The sequence below is a fragment of the Enterobacter cloacae complex sp. 382A5 genome (assembly GCF_050031095.1).
In the GTDB taxonomy this organism is placed as follows: Bacteria; Pseudomonadota; Gammaproteobacteria; order Enterobacterales; family Enterobacteriaceae; genus Enterobacter; species Enterobacter cloacae.
This window is the reverse complement of record NZ_JBLGVK010000001.1, coordinates 4,136,652-4,156,706: the sequence shown is the minus strand read 5'-3', so window position 1 is coordinate 4,156,706 and position 20,055 is coordinate 4,136,652. Positions and strand designations below refer to the sequence as shown.

Annotated in this window: 20 protein-coding genes and 1 tRNA gene; 16 read left to right on the top strand and 5 right to left on the bottom strand. The window is 54.9% G+C overall.

All coding sequences use genetic code 11. The features are described from left to right. Positions 1 to 28: 28 nt before the first annotated feature. From ACQG2G_RS19600 to mtr, 12 genes are all read left to right on the top strand, one after another. A tRNA-Met gene (locus ACQG2G_RS19600) sits at positions 29 to 105 on the top strand. Between the two features lie 207 nt (positions 106 to 312). Further along, positions 313 to 765 carry a ribosome maturation factor RimP gene (rimP, locus tag ACQG2G_RS19595; protein ID WP_014833432.1) on the top strand — a complete coding sequence of 151 codons (453 nt, stop codon included), beginning with the start codon at positions 313 to 315 and terminating at the stop codon, positions 763 to 765. Between the two features lie 28 nt (positions 766 to 793). Further along, a complete protein-coding gene (gene nusA / locus ACQG2G_RS19590; protein ID WP_013098917.1) occupies positions 794 to 2,296 on the top strand; it encodes a transcription termination factor NusA in 1,503 nt (500 codons plus the stop codon). 24 nt (positions 2,297 to 2,320) lie between these two features. After that, a complete protein-coding gene (gene infB, locus ACQG2G_RS19585; protein ID WP_013098916.1) occupies positions 2,321 to 5,011 on the top strand; it encodes a translation initiation factor IF-2 in 2,691 nt (896 codons plus the stop codon). A 102-nt stretch (positions 5,012 to 5,113) separates the two neighbouring features. Next, entirely contained in the window at positions 5,114 to 5,518 is a 405-nt protein-coding gene (gene rbfA / locus ACQG2G_RS19580; RefSeq protein ID WP_003024988.1) for a 30S ribosome-binding factor RbfA, read from the top strand. Further along, the gene (truB, locus tag ACQG2G_RS19575; RefSeq protein WP_013098915.1) at positions 5,518 to 6,468 is read left to right on the top strand and encodes a tRNA pseudouridine(55) synthase TruB; all 951 of its coding nucleotides are present in this window, start codon (positions 5,518 to 5,520) and stop codon (positions 6,466 to 6,468) included. The genes rbfA and truB overlap by 1 nt, the downstream gene beginning before the upstream one ends. Positions 6,469 to 6,624: 156 nt before the next feature. Next, positions 6,625 to 6,894: a 30S ribosomal protein S15 gene (gene rpsO, locus ACQG2G_RS19570; protein ID WP_013098914.1), complete on the top strand. Its 270-nt coding sequence runs from the start codon at positions 6,625 to 6,627 to the stop codon at positions 6,892 to 6,894. A gap of 242 nt (positions 6,895 to 7,136) precedes the next feature. Further along, a complete protein-coding gene (gene pnp, locus ACQG2G_RS19565; protein ID WP_013098913.1) occupies positions 7,137 to 9,275 on the top strand; it encodes a polyribonucleotide nucleotidyltransferase in 2,139 nt (712 codons plus the stop codon). Positions 9,276 to 9,383: 108 nt separating this feature from the next. Next, positions 9,384 to 10,268, top strand: a complete 885-nt coding sequence (nlpI, locus tag ACQG2G_RS19560) for a lipoprotein NlpI (RefSeq protein WP_013098912.1) — start codon at positions 9,384 to 9,386, stop codon at positions 10,266 to 10,268. A gap of 108 nt (positions 10,269 to 10,376) precedes the next feature. Further along, positions 10,377 to 10,457 (top strand): protein YrbN, encoded by an 81-nt coding sequence (gene yrbN / locus ACQG2G_RS19555; protein WP_097533792.1) that lies wholly within the window; start codon positions 10,377 to 10,379, stop codon positions 10,455 to 10,457. Then, entirely contained in the window at positions 10,450 to 12,345 is a 1,896-nt protein-coding gene (locus ACQG2G_RS19550) for a DEAD/DEAH family ATP-dependent RNA helicase (RefSeq protein ID WP_348595942.1), read from the top strand. The genes yrbN and ACQG2G_RS19550 overlap by 8 nt, the downstream gene beginning before the upstream one ends. Before the next feature lie 141 nt (positions 12,346 to 12,486). After that, positions 12,487 to 13,731, top strand: coding sequence for a tryptophan permease (gene mtr / locus ACQG2G_RS19545; protein ID WP_038420695.1), 1,245 nt, complete (start codon positions 12,487 to 12,489; stop codon positions 13,729 to 13,731). 85 nt (positions 13,732 to 13,816) lie between these two features. Here mtr and ACQG2G_RS19540 read toward each other — a convergent pair whose 3' ends face one another. The 3 genes from ACQG2G_RS19540 to ubiU form a co-directional block, all read right to left on the bottom strand. Next, positions 13,817 to 14,824: a luciferase-like monooxygenase gene (locus tag ACQG2G_RS19540; RefSeq protein WP_023621081.1), complete on the bottom strand. Its 1,008-nt coding sequence runs from the start codon at positions 14,822 to 14,824 to the stop codon at positions 13,817 to 13,819. Between the two features lie 77 nt (positions 14,825 to 14,901). Continuing rightward, positions 14,902 to 15,780, bottom strand: coding sequence for a U32 family peptidase (locus ACQG2G_RS19535; protein ID WP_038420694.1), 879 nt, complete (start codon positions 15,778 to 15,780; stop codon positions 14,902 to 14,904). Between the two features lie 7 nt (positions 15,781 to 15,787). Beyond that, positions 15,788 to 16,783 carry a ubiquinone anaerobic biosynthesis protein UbiU gene (gene ubiU / locus ACQG2G_RS19530; protein WP_061771400.1) on the bottom strand — a complete coding sequence of 332 codons (996 nt, stop codon included), beginning with the start codon at positions 16,781 to 16,783 and terminating at the stop codon, positions 15,788 to 15,790. A gap of 211 nt (positions 16,784 to 16,994) precedes the next feature. Here ubiU and ubiT point away from each other — a divergent pair, with 211 nt between their 5' ends. Further along, positions 16,995 to 17,519, top strand: coding sequence for a ubiquinone anaerobic biosynthesis accessory factor UbiT (gene ubiT, locus ACQG2G_RS19525; RefSeq protein WP_038420959.1), 525 nt, complete (start codon positions 16,995 to 16,997; stop codon positions 17,517 to 17,519). Further along, a complete protein-coding gene (locus tag ACQG2G_RS19520) occupies positions 17,513 to 18,016 on the top strand; it encodes a GNAT family N-acetyltransferase (RefSeq protein WP_020687336.1) in 504 nt (167 codons plus the stop codon). Before ubiT ends, ACQG2G_RS19520 begins: the two co-directional genes overlap by 7 nt. On the opposite strand, the gene ACQG2G_RS19515 is transcribed toward ACQG2G_RS19520, so the two are convergent. Then, positions 18,003 to 18,332, bottom strand: a complete 330-nt coding sequence (locus tag ACQG2G_RS19515) for a GIY-YIG nuclease family protein (RefSeq protein ID WP_020687335.1) — start codon at positions 18,330 to 18,332, stop codon at positions 18,003 to 18,005. The two genes, ACQG2G_RS19520 and ACQG2G_RS19515, sit on opposite strands and share 14 nt — an antisense overlap. Positions 18,333 to 18,346: 14 nt before the next feature. Here ACQG2G_RS19515 and ACQG2G_RS19510 point away from each other — a divergent pair, with 14 nt between their 5' ends. Then, positions 18,347 to 18,781 carry a YhbP family protein gene (locus ACQG2G_RS19510; protein ID WP_013098903.1) on the top strand — a complete coding sequence of 145 codons (435 nt, stop codon included), beginning with the start codon at positions 18,347 to 18,349 and terminating at the stop codon, positions 18,779 to 18,781. Here ACQG2G_RS19510 and ACQG2G_RS19505 read toward each other — a convergent pair. Beyond that, a complete protein-coding gene (locus tag ACQG2G_RS19505) occupies positions 18,761 to 19,279 on the bottom strand; it encodes a type 1 glutamine amidotransferase domain-containing protein (protein WP_013098902.1) in 519 nt (172 codons plus the stop codon). The genes ACQG2G_RS19510 and ACQG2G_RS19505 overlap by 21 nt on opposite strands. Positions 19,280 to 19,407: 128 nt before the next feature. Here ACQG2G_RS19505 and ACQG2G_RS19500 point away from each other — a divergent pair, with 128 nt between their 5' ends. Beyond that, positions 19,408 to 20,052 (top strand): NAD(P)H-binding protein, encoded by a 645-nt coding sequence (locus ACQG2G_RS19500; protein ID WP_013098901.1) that lies wholly within the window; start codon positions 19,408 to 19,410, stop codon positions 20,050 to 20,052. Positions 20,053 to 20,055: the final 3 nt, after the last annotated feature.

The following is a 20,055-nucleotide window of genomic DNA, read 5'->3' as shown; positions in this document are numbered from 1 at the left end:
AAACGCGTAGAATTTGCCACGTTTCAGGCGCGGGGTGGAGCAGCCTGGTAGCTCGTCGGGCTCATAACCCGAAGGTCGTCGGTTCAAATCCGGCCCCCGCAACCACTTTCCCATAAAGTCATTTTTCAAATATACTGTGAAGACTCAGAGCCTTCGTAGCTGGATTTGAAAAAATTCTTTCGGAGAGTGCTCCAGGCCACAGTTGTGGCTATAGGGTTCAGTTATCTAAAGCCCCGATTTATCGGGGTTTTTTGTTATCTGACTACAGAATAACTGGGCTTTACGCCCTTTTTTTATGTCTTGGGGGTGGGCTTGTCCACATTAGAGCAAAAATTAACAGAGATGATTACTGCACCGGTCGAAGCACTGGGCTACGAACTGGTCGGCATCGAATTCGTTCGCGGCCGCACATCGACGCTGCGCATCTATATTGATAGTGAAGATGGCATCAATGTTGATGATTGTGCTGATGTTAGCCACCAGGTGAGTGCGGTTCTTGATGTTGAAGACCCAATTACCGTTGCGTACAACCTGGAAGTTTCCTCACCTGGCCTCGATCGCCCGATGTTCACGGCCGAGCACTATGTGCGCTTTACCGGTGAAGAAGTGGCTCTCGTTCTGCGTATGGCCGTACAGAACCGCCGTAAATGGCAGGGAATTATCAAAGCCGTTGATGGTGAAATGATCACGGTAACAGTCGAAGGCAAAGATGAAGTGTTCGCGCTGAGTAATATCCAGAAGGCGAACCTGGTTCCCCACTTTTAACAGTCTGGATTGAGGTGAAAAGCCCGCGATGAACAAAGAAATTTTGGCTGTTGTTGAAGCCGTCTCCAACGAGAAATCACTGCCGCGTGAAAAGATTTTCGAAGCGCTGGAAAGTGCACTGGCTACAGCAACCAAGAAAAAATACGAACAAGAGATCGATGTTCGCGTAGAAATCGATCGTAAAAGCGGTGACTTCGATACATTCCGTCGTTGGGTAATCGTTGAAGAAGTGACCCAGCCAACCAAAGAGATCACCCTGGAAGCGGCGCGTTTTGAAGACGAAAGCCTGAACGTTGGTGACTATGTTGAAGATCAGATTGAATCTGTGACCTTCGACCGTATCACCACCCAGACCGCAAAACAGGTTATCGTGCAGAAAGTTCGCGAAGCCGAGCGTGCGCTGGTTGTCGATCAGTTCCGCGATCAGGAAGGCGAAATCATCACTGGCGTGGTGAAGAAAGTGAACCGCGACAACATCTCTCTGGAGATCAAATCCGAAGGGATGCCGGGCAACGCTGAAGCTGTGATTCTCCGTGAAGACATGCTGCCGCGTGAAAACTTCCGCCCTGGCGACCGTATCCGTGGTGTGCTGTATGCCGTTCGCCCTGAAGCGCGTGGTGCACAGCTGTTCGTGACCCGTTCTAAACCAGAAATGCTGGTTGAACTGTTCCGTATCGAAGTGCCGGAAATCGGTGAAGAAGTTATCGAAATTAAAGCGGCGGCTCGCGATCCGGGCTCCCGTGCGAAAATTGCGGTGAAAACCAACGACAAGCGTATCGACCCGGTCGGTGCTTGCGTCGGTATGCGTGGTGCGCGTGTTCAGGCGGTCTCTACCGAGCTGGGCGGCGAACGTATCGATATCGTTCTGTGGGATGACAACCCGGCGCAGTTCGTGATCAACGCAATGGCTCCGGCGGATGTGGCGTCTATCGTTGTTGACGAAGACAAACACACCATGGATATCGCTGTTGAAGCGGGTAACCTGGCGCAGGCAATCGGCCGTAACGGTCAGAACGTACGCCTGGCGTCACAGCTGAGCGGCTGGGAACTCAACGTGATGACCGTTGATGACCTGCAGGCCAAGCATCAGGCTGAAGCCCATGCGGCGATCGATACCTTCACGAAATACCTGGACATTGACGAAGAGTTCGCCACGGTTCTGGTAGAAGAAGGTTTCTCTACGCTGGAAGAACTGGCCTATGTGCCAATGAAAGAGCTGCTGGAAATTGACGGTCTGGATGAACCAACCGTTGAAGCCCTGCGTGAACGCGCTAAAAACGCACTGACCACCCTGGCACTGGCTCAGGAAGAAAGCCTTGGCGATAAAAAGCCGGCTGATGACCTGCTGAATCTGGAAGGTCTTGATCGTGCGATTGCGTTCAAGCTGGCTGCCCGTGGTGTTTGTACGCTGGAAGATCTCGCTGAGCAAGGCGTTGATGACCTGGCTGATATCGAAGGTTTAACCGACGAGAAAGCCGGCGAACTCATCATGGCCGCACGTAATATTTGCTGGTTCGGCGACGAAGCGTAATAAACTGTAGCAGGAAGGAACAGCATGACTGATGTAACTGTAAAATCGCTGGCTGCTGAGATTCAGACCTCCGTGGACCGCCTGGTACAGCAATTTGCTGATGCAGGGATCCCGAAGACCGCTGATGACTCAGTGACGGCAAACGAAAAACAAACCTTGTTAGCGCACCTCAACCGTGAACACGGCTCTGCGCCTGACAAACTGACGCTGCAGCGCAAAACGCGCAGCACGTTGAATATTCCAGGTACCGGAGGCAAAAGTAAATCGGTACAAATTGAAGTCCGCAAGACGCGCACCTTTGTAAAACGTGATCCGCAAGAGGCAGAGCGCCTTGCCGCGGAAGAGCAGGCACAGCGTGAAGCGGAAGAACAAGCTCAGCGTGAGGCAGAAGCAACTGCCAAACGTGAGGCAGAATTAAAAGCTGAACGTGAGGCCGCAGAAAAAGCGAAACGCGACGCAAGTGAAAAAGTGAAGCGTGAAGCTGCGGAAAAAGACAAAGTGAGCAATCAACAGACAGACGAAATGACCAAAACCGCCCAGGCTGAAAAAGCCCGTCGTGAAAATGAAGCTGCCGAACTGAAGCGTAAAGCCGAAGAAGAAGCACGCCGCAAGCTTGAAGAAGAAGCGCGTCGTGTGGCTGAAGAAGCGCGCCGTATGGCAGAAGAAAACGAGAAGAACGGTATTGATACCGCTGAGCAGTCTGAAGATACCAGCGACTATCACGTGACCACTTCTCAGCACGCGCGTCAGGCTGAAGATGATAACGACCGTGAAGTAGAAGGCGGCCGTGGTCGTGGTCGCAATGCGAAAGCAGCGCGTCCGGCGAAAAAAGGCAACAAACATGCCGAGTCTAAAGCTGACCGTGAAGAAGCGCGTGCAGCCGTGCGTGGCGGTAAAGGCGGCAAACAGCGTAAAGGTTCTTCCCTGCAGCAGGGCTTCCAGAAGCCAGCTCAGGCCGTTAACCGTGACGTTGTGATCGGCGAAACCATCACCGTTGGCGATCTGGCGAACAAAATGGCGGTTAAAGGCTCTCAGGTCATCAAAGCGATGATGAAACTGGGCGCAATGGCGACCATCAACCAGGTGATCGACCAGGAAACCGCACAGCTGGTTGCCGAAGAGATGGGCCACAAAGTTATCCTGCGTCGTGAAAACGAGCTGGAAGAAGCAGTAATGAGCGACCGTGATACCGGTGCTGCGGCAGAACCGCGTGCGCCAGTTGTGACCATCATGGGTCACGTTGACCACGGTAAAACCTCTCTGCTCGACTACATTCGTTCTACGAAAGTGGCTTCCGGTGAAGCGGGTGGTATTACCCAGCACATCGGTGCATATCACGTAGAAACTGACAACGGTATGATCACCTTCCTGGATACCCCAGGCCACGCCGCGTTTACCTCAATGCGTGCTCGTGGTGCTCAGGCGACAGATATCGTTGTTCTGGTTGTTGCTGCAGACGATGGCGTCATGCCACAGACCATCGAAGCTATCCAGCACGCGAAAGCGGCGGGTGTGCCGGTTGTGGTTGCAGTGAACAAGATCGATAAGCCAGAAGCGGATCCAGATCGTGTTAAAAACGAACTGTCCCAGTACGGCATCCTGCCAGAAGAGTGGGGCGGTGAAAGCCAGTTCGTACACGTGTCTGCGAAAGCAGGTACTGGTATCGACGAGCTGCTGGACGCGATCCTGCTGCAGGCTGAAGTTCTGGAGCTGAAAGCGATCCGTAACGGTATGGCGAGCGGCGCGGTCATCGAATCCTTCCTGGATAAAGGCCGTGGCCCGGTGGCTACCGTTCTGGTTCGCGAAGGTACACTGCATAAAGGCGATATCGTCCTGTGTGGTTTCGAATACGGTCGTGTTCGTGCGATGCGTAACGAACTGGGTCAGGAAGTGCTGGAAGCAGGTCCGTCCATTCCAGTGGAAATCCTCGGTCTGTCCGGTGTGCCGGCTGCCGGTGACGAAGTGACCGTTGTGCGTGACGAGAAGAAAGCGCGTGAAGTTGCACTGTACCGTCAGGGCAAATTCCGTGAAGTTAAACTGGCTCGTCAGCAGAAATCTAAACTCGAGAACATGTTCGCGAACATGGCTGAAGGCGAAGTTCACGAAGTGAACGTCGTACTGAAAGCTGACGTTCAGGGTTCTGTGGAAGCGATTTCCGACTCCTTGCTGAAACTGTCTACTGACGAAGTTAAAGTGAAGATCATCGGTTCTGGCGTAGGTGGTATCACCGAAACCGACGCAACCCTGGCGGCTGCCTCTAACGCCATTCTGGTTGGCTTCAACGTGCGTGCTGACGCGTCTGCTCGCCGCGTGATCGAAGCAGAAAGCCTGGATCTGCGTTACTACTCCGTCATCTATAACCTGATCGACGAAGTGAAAGCAGCGATGAGCGGTATGCTGTCTCCAGAGCTGAAACAGCAGATCATCGGTCTGGCCGAAGTGCGCGATGTGTTCAAATCACCGAAATTCGGTGCGATCGCGGGCTGTATGGTTACCGAAGGTACCATCAAGCGTCACAACCCAATCCGCGTACTGCGTGACAACGTGGTTATCTACGAAGGCGAGCTGGAATCCCTGCGCCGCTTCAAAGATGACGTTAACGAAGTCCGTAACGGCATGGAATGTGGTATCGGCGTGAAGAACTACAACGACGTTCGCGTTGGCGATATGATCGAAGTGTTCGAAATCATCGAGATCCAACGCAGCATCGACTAATCCTGTTGGGATAGGTCCATATGTCGGCCGGGATCGCCTCGTGCCACCCGGCAATAATTTTAAAAAGGGGCTTTAGCCCCTTTTTTGTCTGGAGAATTTATTATGGCGAAAGAATTTGGTCGCCCGCAGCGCGTAGCGCAGGAAATGCAGAAAGAGATCGCGCTCATTCTGCAACGCGAAATTAAAGATCCGCGTGTGGGCATGATGACCACCGTGTCCGGCGTGGAGATGTCCCGTGACCTCGCGTATGCCAAAGTGTTCGTGACGTTCCTGAACGATCAGGACGAAGCAGCAGTGAAAAATGGCATTAAAGCGCTGCAGGAAGCCTCTGGTTTCATCCGCTCTCTGCTCGGCAAAGCGATGCGCCTGCGTATTGTGCCTGAGCTGACCTTCTTCTACGACAACTCCCTGGTCGAAGGTATGCGTATGTCCAACCTGGTGACCAGCGTGGTGAAACATGACGACGAACGTCGTGTTAACCCGGCGGACGACAGCAAGGAGGACTGATGAGTCGTCCTCGTCGTCGTGGTCGCGACGTGCATGGTGTGCTGCTGCTGGATAAACCCCAGGGCGCATCCAGCAACGACGTGCTGCAAAAAGTGAAGCGTATTTATAATGCCAACCGTGCGGGCCATACGGGCGCGCTGGACCCCCTGGCGACGGGCATGCTGCCCATCTGCCTGGGGGAGGCAACAAAGTTTTCTCAGTACCTGCTGGATTCCGATAAGCGTTATCGCGTTATCGCCAGGCTGGGCCAGCGCACGGACACCTCCGATGCCGATGGTCAGGTGGTGGAAGAGCGTCCTGTGACGTTTAGCGCAGAGCAACTGGATGCGGCGCTGGAGAGCTTCCGTGGCGATACGCTGCAGGTGCCGTCGATGTATTCGGCACTGAAATATCAGGGTAAAAAGCTCTACGAATATGCGCGCCAGGGTATTGAAGTGCCGCGTGAAGCCCGCCCGATCACCGTGTATGAACTGCTCTTTATTCGCCACGAGGGTGACGAACTGGAGCTGGAAGTGCACTGTTCGAAAGGTACCTATATTCGCACCATTATCGACGACCTGGGCGAGAAGCTGGGCTGCGGTGCGCATGTTATCTACCTGCGTCGCCTGGCAGTCAGTAAATATCCGGTTGAGCGGATGGTGACCCTTGAGCATCTGCACGCGCTGGTTGAACAGGCGCAAGCGCAGGGTGTTGCCGCGGCAGATTTGCTTGACCCGCTGCTGATGCCGATGGATAGCCCGGCGGCCGACTTCCCGGTTGTTAATCTTCCTTTAACATCGTCCGTTTACTTTAAGAACGGAAACCCGGTTCGGACCACGAATGCACCGCTGGAAGGCCTGGTACGCGTGACCGAAGGGGATGACGGTAAGTTTATCGGCATGGGTGAAATGGACGGTGAAGGACGCGTTGCGCCCCGCCGTCTGGTGGTGGAATACCCGGTCGAAGGCTGACGGCGATATCAGCTCACCTTGCGGTAAACCGGTGAGGCGAGTAGAATATCGCGGCTTAACGTCCGGCAAATTGTTTAACAATTTTGTGGGGCGTATACGGGGATCGCTGAATTAGAGATCGGCATCCTTACATTCTTTATACTTTGGAGTTTGAAAATGTCTCTAAGCGTTGAAGCTAAAGCTAAAATCGTTTCTGAGTTTGGTCGTGGTACTAACGACAGCGGTTCTACCGAAGTTCAGGTTGCACTGCTGACTGCACAGATTAACCACCTGCAGGGTCACTTTGCAGAGCACAAAAAAGATCACCACAGCCGTCGTGGTCTGCTGCGTATGGTTTCTCAGCGTCGTAAACTGCTCGACTACCTGAAACGTAAAGATGTTGCACGTTACTCCGCGCTGATCGAGCGTCTGGGTCTGCGTCGCTAAGTCTTGCGAGTTTCAGAAAAGGGGGCCTGATGGCCCCTTTTTTCAACCGGACCGCAGCAATTCACTGGAAACTATTGTATTGTTGCTATAAATGATCTTCCTTGCAGAGGTTCGCGCGGCTAATGAGAGGCTTCACCCATGGGGGTGTTGGTTGTCATTAGTCGCGAGGATGCGAAGAAGGTCGGGTTAAATCGTCAGCACACCGGTGGTGTGCTGTCAAACATTTAAGAAAGGACAGAATTTTGCTGAATCCGATCGTTCGTAAATTCCAGTATGGTCAGCATACCGTCACGCTGGAAACCGGCATGATGGCACGTCAGGCTACTGCTGCCGTTATGGTAAGCATGGATGACACCGCGGTATTCGTGACCGTTGTTGGCCAGAAAAAAGCTAAACCAGGTCAGGACTTCTTCCCACTGACCGTTAACTACCAGGAGCGTACTTACGCTGCCGGTAAAATCCCGGGTGGCTTCTTCCGTCGTGAAGGCCGTCCAAGCGAAGGCGAAACCCTGATCGCGCGTCTGATTGACCGCCCGGTTCGTCCGCTGTTCCCGGAAGGCTTTGTAAACGAAGTGCAGGTTATCGCGACCGTGGTTTCCGTTAACCCACAGGTTAACCCGGATATCGTTGCGATGATCGGTGCCTCCGCTGCGCTGTCTCTGTCCGGTATTCCATTCAATGGTCCTATCGGTGCCGCGCGCGTTGGTTACATCAACGACCAGTACGTGCTGAACCCGACTCAGGAAGAGCTGAAAGAAAGTAAGCTGGACCTGGTTGTTGCCGGTACGGAAGCCGCCGTTCTGATGGTTGAGTCTGAAGCAGAGCTGCTGAGCGAAGACCAGATGCTGGGCGCTGTGGTCTTCGGCCACGACCAACAGCAGGTTGTTATCCAGAACATCAACGAGCTGGTGAAAGAAGCCGGTAAACCACGTTGGGACTGGCAGCCTGAAGCCGCTAACGACGCGCTGAACGCACGCGTTGCTGCACTGGCTGAAGCGCGTCTGAGCGATGCATATCGTATCACCGACAAGCAGGAGCGTTATGCTCAGGTTGACGTGATCAAAGACGAAACCATCGCCACGCTGGTTGCTGAAGACGAAACGCTGGACGCTAACGAGCTGAGCGAAATTCTGCACGCAATCGAGAAAAACGTTGTTCGTAGCCGCGTACTGGCTGGCGAGCCGCGTATCGATGGCCGTGAAAAAGACATGATCCGTGGTCTGGACGTGCGTACTGGCGTACTGCCACGTACTCACGGTTCTGCGCTGTTCACCCGTGGCGAAACGCAGGCGCTGGTTACCGCGACCCTGGGTACTGCACGTGACGCACAGATCATCGACGAGCTGATGGGCGAGCGCACTGACAGCTTCCTGTTCCACTATAACTTCCCTCCGTACTCCGTAGGGGAAACCGGTATGGTGGGTTCGCCTAAGCGTCGTGAAATTGGTCACGGTCGTCTGGCGAAGCGCGGCGTGCTGGCAGTGATGCCAGACGCAGACAAATTCCCGTACACCGTTCGTGTGGTTTCTGAAATCACCGAATCCAACGGTTCTTCTTCCATGGCTTCCGTGTGTGGTGCCTCTCTGGCGCTGATGGATGCAGGCGTGCCAATCAAAGCCGCCGTTGCGGGTATCGCAATGGGTCTGGTGAAAGAGGGCGACAACTTTGTTGTTCTGTCTGACATTCTGGGCGACGAAGACCACCTGGGCGATATGGACTTCAAAGTGGCGGGTTCCCGCGACGGTATCTCTGCACTGCAGATGGATATCAAAATTGAAGGTATCACCAAAGAGATCATGCAGGTTGCTCTGAACCAGGCTAAAGGTGCGCGTCTGCACATCCTGGGCGTGATGGAACAGGCTATCAACGCGCCACGCGGTGATATCTCCGAATTCGCTCCGCGTATTCACACCATCAAGATCAATCCAGACAAGATCAAAGATGTTATCGGTAAGGGCGGTTCCGTGATCCGCGCGCTGACCGAAGAGACCGGCACCACCATTGAAATCGAAGATGACGGTACGGTGAAGATCGCAGCGACGGACGGCGAAAAAGCGAAATTCGCGATTCGTCGCATCGAAGAAATCACTGCAGAAATCGAAGTGGGCCGTATCTACAATGGTAAAGTGACCCGTATCGTTGACTTTGGCGCGTTCGTTGCCATCGGTGGCGGTAAAGAAGGTCTGGTACACATCTCTCAAATCGCTGACAAGCGCGTTGAGAAAGTGACCGATTACCTGCAGATGGGTCAGGAAGTACCGGTTAAAGTTCTGGAAGTTGACCGCCAGGGCCGTATCCGTCTGAGCATTAAAGAAGCAACCGAGCAGTCTCAGCCAGCTGCTGCGCCAGAAGCACCGGCAGCAGAACAGCAAGGCGAGTAAGGTTGCCATTTGCCCTCCGCATCGCGGAGGGCCATTATCAGGCAGGACGCCTTGTTAAGCCGCCGGGGGACAGGACGTTCATCCAATAGTTGTCTTCGGGAGTGGGAAATGAAGCCTTTTTTGCGCTGGTGTTTCGTTGCGACAGCTTTAACGCTGGCAGGATGCAGCAACTCTGCCTGGCGTAAGAGCGAAGTCCTCGCAGTGCCATTGCAACCGACTTTGCAGCAGGAAGTGATTCTGGCACGCATGGAACAAATTCTTGCCAGTCGGGCTTTAACCGATGACGAACGCGCACAGCTTTTATATGAGCGCGGAGTGTTGTATGATAGTCTCGGTCTGAGGGCATTAGCGCGAAATGATTTCTCACAAGCGCTGGCTATCCGACCTGATATGCCTGAAGTATTCAATTACTTAGGCATTTATTTAACGCAGGCAGGCAATTTTGATGCTGCCTATGAAGCGTTTGATTCTGTACTTGAGCTTGATCCAACTTACAACTACGCGCACTTGAATCGCGGTATCGCATTGTATTACGGCGGTCGTGATAAGTTAGCGCAAGATGATCTGCTGGCGTTTTATCAAGACGATCCTAATGATCCTTTCCGTAGCCTGTGGCTTTACATCGTTGAGCAGAAGCTCGATGAGAAGCAGGCAAAAGAGGCACTGAAACAGCGCTTCGACAAATCGGACAAGGAACAGTGGGGATGGAACATTGTCGAGTTCTACCTGGGCAACATTAGCGAAGCAACGCTGATGGAACGCCTCAAGGCGGACGCAACGGATAACACCTCGCTCGCTGAGCATCTCAGTGAAACCAACTTCTATTTAGGTAAGTACTACCTAAGTCTGGGGGATAAGGACAGCGCTACGGCACTGTTCAAATTAGCGGTTGCTAACAACGTACACAACTTCGTTGAGCACCGTTATGCATTGTTGGAATTATCGCTCTTGGGCCAGGAGCAAGATGACCTGGCAGAATCGGACCAGCAATAGCTGACGACATAAACATCAGCCCGTAATCTTTTTGATTGCCATCACCTTCACTGGTGAGGGCGTTGTTGTTCGTCAATACACCTAATTTGAGCCGGTTCACACTTTTCAATGAAAATTGCAGATCATTTTCACGATGAGCTAAGTAGACTGGCCGCCATTGACATTGAGGCACTCGTACTACATGGCTGAATTCGAAACCACTTTTGCAGATCTGGGCCTGAAGGCTCCTATCCTTGAAGCTCTTAACGATCTCGGTTACGAAAAACCATCTCCGATCCAGGCAGAATGTATCCCACATCTGCTCTCTGGTCGTGACGTGCTGGGCATGGCCCAGACTGGTAGCGGCAAAACCGCAGCATTCTCGCTGCCGCTGCTGAACAACATTGATCCGGACCTGCGTGCACCGCAGATCCTCGTCCTGGCTCCAACCCGTGAACTGGCGGTTCAGGTTGCGGAAGCGATGACGGAATTCTCTAAACACATGCGCAGCGTAAACGTGGTAGCCCTGTACGGCGGCCAGCGTTATGACGTGCAGTTACGCGCCCTGCGCCAGGGCCCACAGATTGTTGTCGGTACGCCGGGCCGTCTGCTGGATCACCTGAAGCGCGGTACACTGGATCTCTCTAAACTGAGCGGTCTGGTACTGGATGAAGCCGACGAAATGCTGCGTATGGGCTTCATCGAAGACGTAGAAACCATCATGGCGCAGATCCCGGAAGGTCACCAGACCGCTCTGTTCTCTGCCACCATGCCAGAAGCAATCCGTCGCATTACCCGCCGCTTCATGAAAGAGCCGCAGGAAGTGCGCATTCAGTCCAGCGTTACCACTCGCCCGGACATCAGCCAGAGCTACTGGTCTGTGTACGGCATGCGCAAAAACGAAGCGCTGGTGCGTTTCCTGGAAGCGGAAGATTTTGATGCGGCGATTATCTTCGTTCGTACCAAAAACGCGACCCTGGAAGTGGCTGAAGCCCTGGAGCGTAACGGCTACAACAGCGCAGCGCTGAATGGCGACATGAACCAGGCTCTGCGTGAGCAGACGCTGGAGCGTCTGAAAGACGGTCGTCTGGATATCCTGATTGCAACCGACGTGGCAGCACGTGGTCTGGACGTTGAGCGTATCAGCCTGGTTGTAAACTACGACATCCCAATGGACTCTGAGTCTTACGTTCACCGTATCGGCCGTACCGGTCGTGCAGGTCGTGCGGGTCGTGCCCTGCTGTTCGTTGAGAACCGCGAGCGTCGTCTGCTGCGTAACATTGAACGCACCATGAAGCTGACCATTCCGGAAGCGGAGCTGCCAAACGCAGAACTGCTGGGCAAACGCCGTCTGGAAAAATTCGCCGCGAAAGTCCAGCAGCAGCTGGAAAGCAGCGATCTGGATCAGTACCGTGCGCTGCTGGCGCAGATTCAGCCAACCGCTGAAGGCGAAGAGCTGGATATCGAAACGCTGGCTGCAGCACTGCTGAAGATGGCACAGGGCGAACGTACCCTGATCGTGCCACCAGATGCACCGATGCGTCCTCGTCGTGAGTTCCGCGATCGTGACGATCGCTTCGAACGCCGTGGTGACCGTAACGATCGTGGCCCACGTGGTGACCGTTCAGAGCGTGGTGGCGAAGACCGTCCACGTCGTGAACGTCGTGACGCTGGCGAAATGGAACTGTACCGCATTGAAGTGGGCCGTGATGATGGTGTTGAAGTTCGTCATATCGTTGGCGCGATCGCGAACGAAGGCGACATCAGCAGCCGTTACATCGGTAACATCAAGCTGTTCGCATCTCACTCCACCATCGAGCTGCCAAAAGGCATGCCGGGCGAAGTACTGCAGCACTTTACTCGCACCCGCATCCTGAACAAGCCGATGAACATGCAGCTGCTGGGCGATGCACAGCCACGTCCTGACCGTGGCGGTGAACGTCGTGGCGGTGGTCGCGGTTTCGGTGGCGAGCGTCGTGAAGGCGGTCGCAGCGAAGGTCGCGGTGGTGAAGGTCGTCGTTTCTCCGGTGAACGCCGTGATAGCCGTGGCCCACGTCGTGAAGAAGGCACCAGCCGTCGTCGTTTTGGTGACGCTTAAGCCTTTCGTTTCTGACGTAAAGTAATATATACAGCCCCGATAAAGACTATCGGGGCTTTTTTTATTCCCTTTGTACTCTTGTACTGGTACAGTGCAGCACATTAAAATGCAAACCACATTTTTGACTGGAGATATGGCTGTATGGCGACACTAACCACCACCCAAACGTCACCTTCGCTGCTTGGCGGCGTGGTGATCATCGGCGGAACCATTATTGGTGCCGGGATGTTCTCCCTGCCAGTGGTCATGTCCGGTGCGTGGTTCTTCTGGTCGCTGGCTGCGCTGGTCTTCACCTGGTTCTGTATGCTCCATTCAGGGCTGATGATCCTTGAAGCCAACCTGAACTACCGCATTGGCTCCAGCTTCGACACCATCACGAAAGATCTGCTGGGTAAAGGCTGGAACCTGGTGAACGGTCTTTCCATCGCGTTTGTGCTCTACATCCTGACCTACGCGTACATCTCAGCAAGCGGCTCGATTCTGCATCACACCTTTTCGGAGATGTCGTTGAACGTTCCGGCGCGTCTCGCCGGGTTGTGCTTTGCGCTGGGTGTCGCGTTTATCGTCTGGATGAGTACCAAAGCGGTAAGCCGGATGACGGCCATCGTTCTGGGCGCAAAGGTCATCACTTTCTTCCTGACCTTCGGTAGCCTGCTGGGGCACGTTACCCCGTCAACACTGTTTAACGTGGCTGAAACCAATACGTCGTATACGCCGTATCTGCTGATGACCCTGCCGTTCTGTCTGGCGTCGTTTGGCTACCACGGCAACGTACCGAGCCTGATGAAGTACTACGGCAAAGACCCGCGGACAATCGTCAAGTGCCTGGTCTACGGTACGCTGCTGGCGCTGGGGCTGTATGTGATTTGGCTGCTGGGGACGATGGGCAACATCCCGCGTCCTGAGTTTATCGGTATTGCGCAGAAGGGCGGGAATATTGATGTGCTGGTGCAGGCGCTGAGCGGCGTGCTGAACAGCCGCAGTCTGGATCTGCTGCTGGTGGTATTCTCCAACTTTGCGGTTGCGAGCTCTTTCCTCGGCGTGACGCTCGGCCTGTTTGACTATCTGGCGGACCTGTTTGGCTTTGATGACTCCGCGATGGGGCGCTTCAAAACCGCACTGCTGACCTTCCTGCCACCGATGGTGGGCGGCCTGCTGTGGCCGAACGGCTTCCTGTACGCCATTGGTTATGCCGGTCTGGCGGCTACCATCTGGGCGGCAATTGTGCCGGCGCTGCTGGCGCGTAAATCCCGTCAGCGCTTCGGTAGCCCGAAATTCCGCGTCTGGGGCGGTAAACCGATGATTGCACTGATTCTGGTGTTTGGTGTTGGTAACGCGCTGGTCCACGTGCTGTCGAGCTTTAATCTGTTGCCGGTATATCAGTAAGTTTTTGTGCCGGATGGCGGCTACGCCTTATCCGGCCTACGCGATCCCGTAGGCCCGGTAAGCGAAGCGCCACCGGGCAAAAAAACTACCCCACCAACTCCTCTTTCACCTGCATCGCCAGCTCAAACGAGTGCAAACGCGCCTGATGATCGAAAATCTGGCCGTTAACCATAATCTCATCAGCCTGCGTTTCGCGCAGCACCGCCTCAAGCCCGTGACGCACCTTCGCTTTATCTCCCACCAGCGACATGCTCAGCGCCTGTTGAACACCATACTGCTCGGAAGCTGACCACAGCTGATGCATATTCTCCACCGGCGGTGGAAGCTGGCCGGTCTCACCGCGACGCAGCTTCACAAACGCCTGCTGCATGGAGGTAAACAGGAATTCCGCATCGCGATTGCTGTCGGCGGCAATGATATTGATACACACCATCGCGTACGGTTTCTCCAGCCTTTCAGAAGGTTTGAAGTTCGTGCGGTAGAGATGCAGCGCCTGATGCAGCATATCCGGTGCGAAGTGGGAGGCGAACGCGAAGGGCAGCCCCAGCTGTGCAGCAAGCTGCGCGCTATAAAGACTTGAGCCTAACAGCCATACCGGGATCTTCTCGCCGTAGCCCGGCACCGGGCGCACGTGCGGGTTCGGGTCACGCGCATCGAACCAGTCCACCAGTTCAGCCACATCACGCGGGAAATTGTCGATGTCACCGCTCATATGGCGACGCAGGGCGCGCATGGTGGGCTGGTCGCTGCCCGGCGCACGGCCAAGGCCTAAATCAATACGGCCCGGGTAGAGGGTATTCAGCGTACCAAACTGCTCGGCGATCACCAGCGGAGCATGGTTTGGCAGCATCACGCCACCGGATCCCAGGTGCAGGGTAGTGGTGTTCGCGGCCAGATAGCCAATCAGCACCGAGGTGGCAGCGCTGGCGATGCCGACCATGTTGTGATGCTCCGCCAGCCAGTAACGGTGATAACCACGCTTTTCGGCCAGTTGAGCCAGATCGAGAGAGTGCGAAAAGGCTTCTCTTGCCGAGGAGCCTTGTGGGATCGGCGCCAGATCCAGCACCGAAAACGGAAGGGTTTTGTCAGTCATAACAGCTCACTTTGTCGACGGTCAATCTTTAATACTGCATTAAATAATGATAACCGTTGTTAACAAAGTGAGCCTTTTCAGGCCTGCAGTTCCAGTCCGGCCAGCCGCTTCCAGTAGCCGTTACAGTCACTGTTTGCCGTCAGCGGCAGCGGCGATGCGCCGTTTTCATTGGCGCGAAAAGCATCCAGCATGGCAAACACGCTGGTGTCCAGCGGGGACAGACGTACCATGTCCACCAGTCCGTCCATCGACGCCAGCTCGTTACCAAGGTTATACACATAACCACTCATGGTCTGAATGCCGTTCAGGACAAACACCTGCTGATTCTCCTGCGACAGCATGCTGCGTCCGTTCGGGTACTTGATGCAGCAGGTTTCGCACTCGTCTTTCGGGCGATCTTCAGAGCGGGCAGTGAAGCAGCGGGCAGAGTACGCCAGCGGCAGATGGCCATAGCTCAACACTTCCACTTCAAACTGGTTGCGAATACCCAGCTCGTCACACTGGTTCAGGAGGTTTACCAGCCAGTCACGCGACAGCTCTACCGGCATGCACCAGCGCGTCATCCCCTGTTTCAGCAGCAGGCGCAGGGTCACGGCGTTATAGCAGTTCAATGCATGGCCCGCGACAAACGGCAGCTTGCGTTCGGCGCACATGTTCACCACGCCCAGATCGCTGGCCTCCAGCAGAAACTCGCCGTTCTCCACGTAGCGCTTCAGCTCACCCAGTTCAGATGAGGCCTGTACCAGCGCCAGCGTAGAGAGCACCACCTGTTTGCCGCTCCCGGCCAGGCTTTTCGCCATCTCCAGCCAGTCGCCCACTTTGGTGGCACGGCGCTTGCTGCATACCGCTTCGCCAAGGTAAATCACATCGGCGCTGCTGGTCGCGGCCTGTTGATAAAAATCTTCCAGCGTCTCTTTTGGCCAGTAGTAGAGCACCGGTCCTAATGAATATTTCATGGTTATCTCACTGCCATTTACGGTGATACGCGCCAAGCGTGGTTTGGGTGCCTTCAGACATTGCGCCGAGCGTCTCCATCCAGGCCGATTGCGGGGCGTAGTTCTGCGGATCTGCCATGCAGCGGTCAATGGCCTGACGCCAGACTTTCGCCACCTGACTGACGTAGGCCGGGCTGCGCTGGCGACCTTCAATCTTCACCGAGGCAATATTAGCGGCCAGCAGTTCCGGCAGCAGTTCCAGCGTGTTGAGGCTGGTGGGTTCTTCCAGCGCGTGATAACGCTCGCCGTCAACCAGATAGCGGCCTTTGCACAGCGTCGGGTAGCCAGCGTTTTCACCGTCCTGATAGCGGTCAATCAGTACCTCATTCAGGCGAGATTCCAGACCCTGTGTGGTTTGCTGCCAGCGAACAAAGCGGGCAGGCGAGCAGGCACCAACGGTATTAGGAGATTCACCGGTTAAATACGAGGAGAGATAGCAGCGGCCTTCAGCCATGATGCACAGGCTACCAAAGGCAAAAACTTCCAGCGGCACTGGCGTGACGCGCGCGAGTTGCTTAACCTGATGAATAGAGAGCACGCGCGGTAAAACCACCCGGGCCACGTCAAAGTTTTGATGATAAAAACGTATCGCCTCTTCGTTGGTGGCAGAGGCCTGAACAGAGACATGGCGCTCAATATGAGGATAGCGTTCTGCCGCATACTCTAGCATGGCGAGGTCGGCCAGAATCAGCGCATCGGCACCCAGCTGTGCTGCCATATCCACCGCGCGCTGCCAGCGGGCATAGCCATCAGGATGGGCAAAGGTATTGATGGCAATATGCAATTTGCGGCGGTGCTGATGTACGAAGTTAACGGCTTCCTGAAGCTTTTTCTCCGTAAAGTTGAGGCCAGCAAAATGGCGGGCGTTAGTATCATCTTTCAGCCCGATATAGACCGCATCGGCCCCATTTTCGATGGCCGCCTTAAGCGCCGGAAGGTTTCCGGCAGGGCAGAGCAGCTCCATAATTTATCCTGATGTCGTCGAGAGCAAAAATGTTAACGAGCTGGGATTTTAATTAACCCATACGCGACAATTTTTGATTTAAGGCAGCTAATGGCGTATTGATGGCACCAATAATGAGGTACACCGGACGACGGTTTGTTGATTTACGCCGCTATGTTCTCCTCCGGATATGGCAAAATACCCGGACTATCGCTATCAGGGAGTAAAGCTCGTGCTGGATAAACTGCGTTCACGTCTCGTACAATTTGGTCCATCAATGCTGAGCGTGCCGGTAAAACTGGCGCCGTTCGCGCTTAAACGTCAGGTGCTGGAGCAGCTCCTGAGCTGGCAGTTCCGCCAGGCGCTGCAGGAAGGCGAACTGGCGTTCCTGGAAGGCCGCTGGTTAAGCATTGAAGTGCGTGATATCGGTCTGCGCTGGTTTACCTCCGTCGAGAATGACCAGCTGATTGTGCGCCAGTCCGCCGACGCGGATGTGAGCTTTAGCGCCGACGCCTGCGATCTGCTGATGATCGCCGCGCGTAAGCAGGATCCGGATACCCTCTTTTTCCAGCGCCGTCTGGTCATTGAAGGCGATACGGAACTGGGTCTGTACGTCAAAAATTTAATGGATGCCATTGAGCTGGAGCAGATGCCAAAAGCGCTGCGCGTGATGTTAATGCAAATGGCAGATTTCGTTGAGGCCGGGCTGAAAACCCCGCCTGACAGTAAACACACTTCAGTAGGTGAGCCATGCTGATTCGAGTCGAAATTGGGATTGATGCACCGGGTATCGATGCGTTGTTACGCCGCTCTTTTGCGAGCGACGCAGAAGCCCAACTGGTCCACGATCTCCGCGAAGACGGCCTGATCACGCTGGGGCTGGTTGCCACCGATGACGAAGGTCAGGTGGTGGGCTACGTTGCCTTCAGCCCGGTAACCGTTCAGGGTGAAGAATTACAGTGGGTAGGAATGGCGCCGCTGGCGGTAGATGAACACTACCGTGGACAAGGGCTGGCACGTCAGCTGGTGTATGAAGGGCTGGACTCGCTCAATGAGTTTGGCTATGCCGCGGTGGTGACGCTGGGCGATCCTGCTTTCTATGGTCGCCTGGGCTTCGAGCCGGCGGCGCAGTACGATCTCCGCTGTCGCTGGCCGGGCACCGAAACTGCCTTCCAGGTGCACCGTCTGGCGGATGACGCGCTCAACGGCGTAAATGGCCTCGTGGAGTATCACGACCATTTTAATCGCTTCTAATCAGGCTTTCACACAGCGCCTCAAACGATCCGTCTCCGGTGACGAGGCGCTCTTTCTGGCGCTTCGTCAACTGCTTAATGCGGTATTCCACTCTTAACGCCAGCGATCTGTCACCCACGGGGGCAGAAAAGGCGAGCGTCAATTCTCCTTTCCCCCGCAGCGCTTTTGCCCCTTTTCCCGTTTGATGCTGAAGAAAACGCCGCGCCACATCGGTCGTGATCCCGGTGTAGAGAGCGTTATCGGCGGTACGGACAAGATAGAGAAACCAGCACACGGTAAACAGATTCAGTATGTTAAGGTGAACGCACCATAGCATGAGAGAGAACGAAAATGGAAACTCTGGCTGCCATTAACCGCTGGCTGGCGAAACAGCATGTTGTCACCTGGTGCGTGTATGACGACGGTGAAATGTGGTGCGCGAATGCGTTTTACTATTATGACCCTGAGCGCGTTGCGTTTTATGTGATGAGCGAAGATAAAACGCGCCATGCGCAGATGACCGGTCAGCAGGCGAAGGTGGCAGGGACAGTTAACGGTCAGCCTAAAACGGTGGCACTGATCCGTGGGGTGCAGTTTAAAGGGGAGATCCGTCGTCTGGACGGTGAAGAGAGCGACGCGCGCCGTAAGCACTACACGCGCCGCTTTCCGGTAGCCGCCGCTTTAAAAGCCCCAGTGTGGGAAATCCGCCTTGATGAGCTGAAATTTACCGACAACACGCTGGGCTTTGGCAAAAAGCTGCACTGGCTACGCGCCGAGCAGGCGTAGCGCTTCGCGGTTGAACGCCGGCAGATCGTCCGGGGTTCGGCTGGTGATCAGCTGGTCTTTGTCGTTGACCACCTCCTGATCGTAAAACTCGGCCCCCGCGTTTTTCAGATCGACAACGATCGGTTTCACGGCAGTGAGTTTACGTCCGCGCACCACATCCGCGCTGATAAGCAGTTGCGGACCATGGCAGATAGCAAAGACCGGTTTTCCGGTGGAGACAAAATCGCGGGTGAACGTTACGAAGCGCTCGTCGCCGCGCAGGGAGTCCGGTGAATGACCGCCGGGTAACAGCAGGGCATCAAAATCAGACGGGCTGACGTTATCGATGGTCTCATCGATGGTCACGCTGGCCTCGCCCTTATGGCCTTTCACCGTTTTTCCCGCCTCTTTCTCAATGGTGATGACCTCATGTCCCGCCTTGCGGAACGCCTCAGCAGGTGAGGTGAATTCTGAATCTTCAAACTCGTCGGTAATCAGGACTGCGATTTTTTTACCCATGCTTCCTCCGTTGTTTTCGCTTCAGACTGTTTTTTTCCCGTTTGTGGTAAATACTTACCGGTAACAGACTTCTAAGTGTGGTTGACCATGCTGAGTTCGCAAACGGACTATTCTGTAAAGGGGATGAAATGAGTCAGGTACTGATTACGGGGGCAACCGGGCTGGTGGGCGATCATCTGCTGCGGCTGCTGATCCAGGATCGCAGGGTGAACTACATTGCGGCCCCGACACGTCGACCGCTGGCGGACATCTCTGGCGTCTTTAATCCTCACGATCCACAGCTGACCGACGCACTGGCGCAGGTGCAGGATCCCATCGATATCGCCTTTTGCTGCCTCGGGACAACGCGGCGTGAGGCGGGCAGTAAAGAGGCGTTTGTTCATGCTGACTATACGCTGGTGGTCGATACGGCGCTAACGGCGAAAAAGCTGGGTGCCACCCATTTTGTGGTGGTCAGCTCGCTGGGCGCCAGCGCCCGTTCGCCGTTCTTTTACAGCAAGGTGAAGGGCGAGATGGAAGAGGCCCTGATTGCCCAGAAGTGGGAGCGGTTGACAATAGTCCGTCCCTCCATGCTGCTGGGGCATCGCGACGAGCGTCGTTTTAACGAGTCGATGTTTGCCCCGTTGTTCCGCATTCTCCCTGGTAACTGGAAATCCATCGAGGCGCGCGATGTGGCGCGTGCGATGTTAAAAGAGGGGCTGTCACCATCGCAGGAGGGAGTGAATATCATCCCTTCGGCGAAACTGCGTGAAATCGCGCAGGGCGAGGCGTAAACT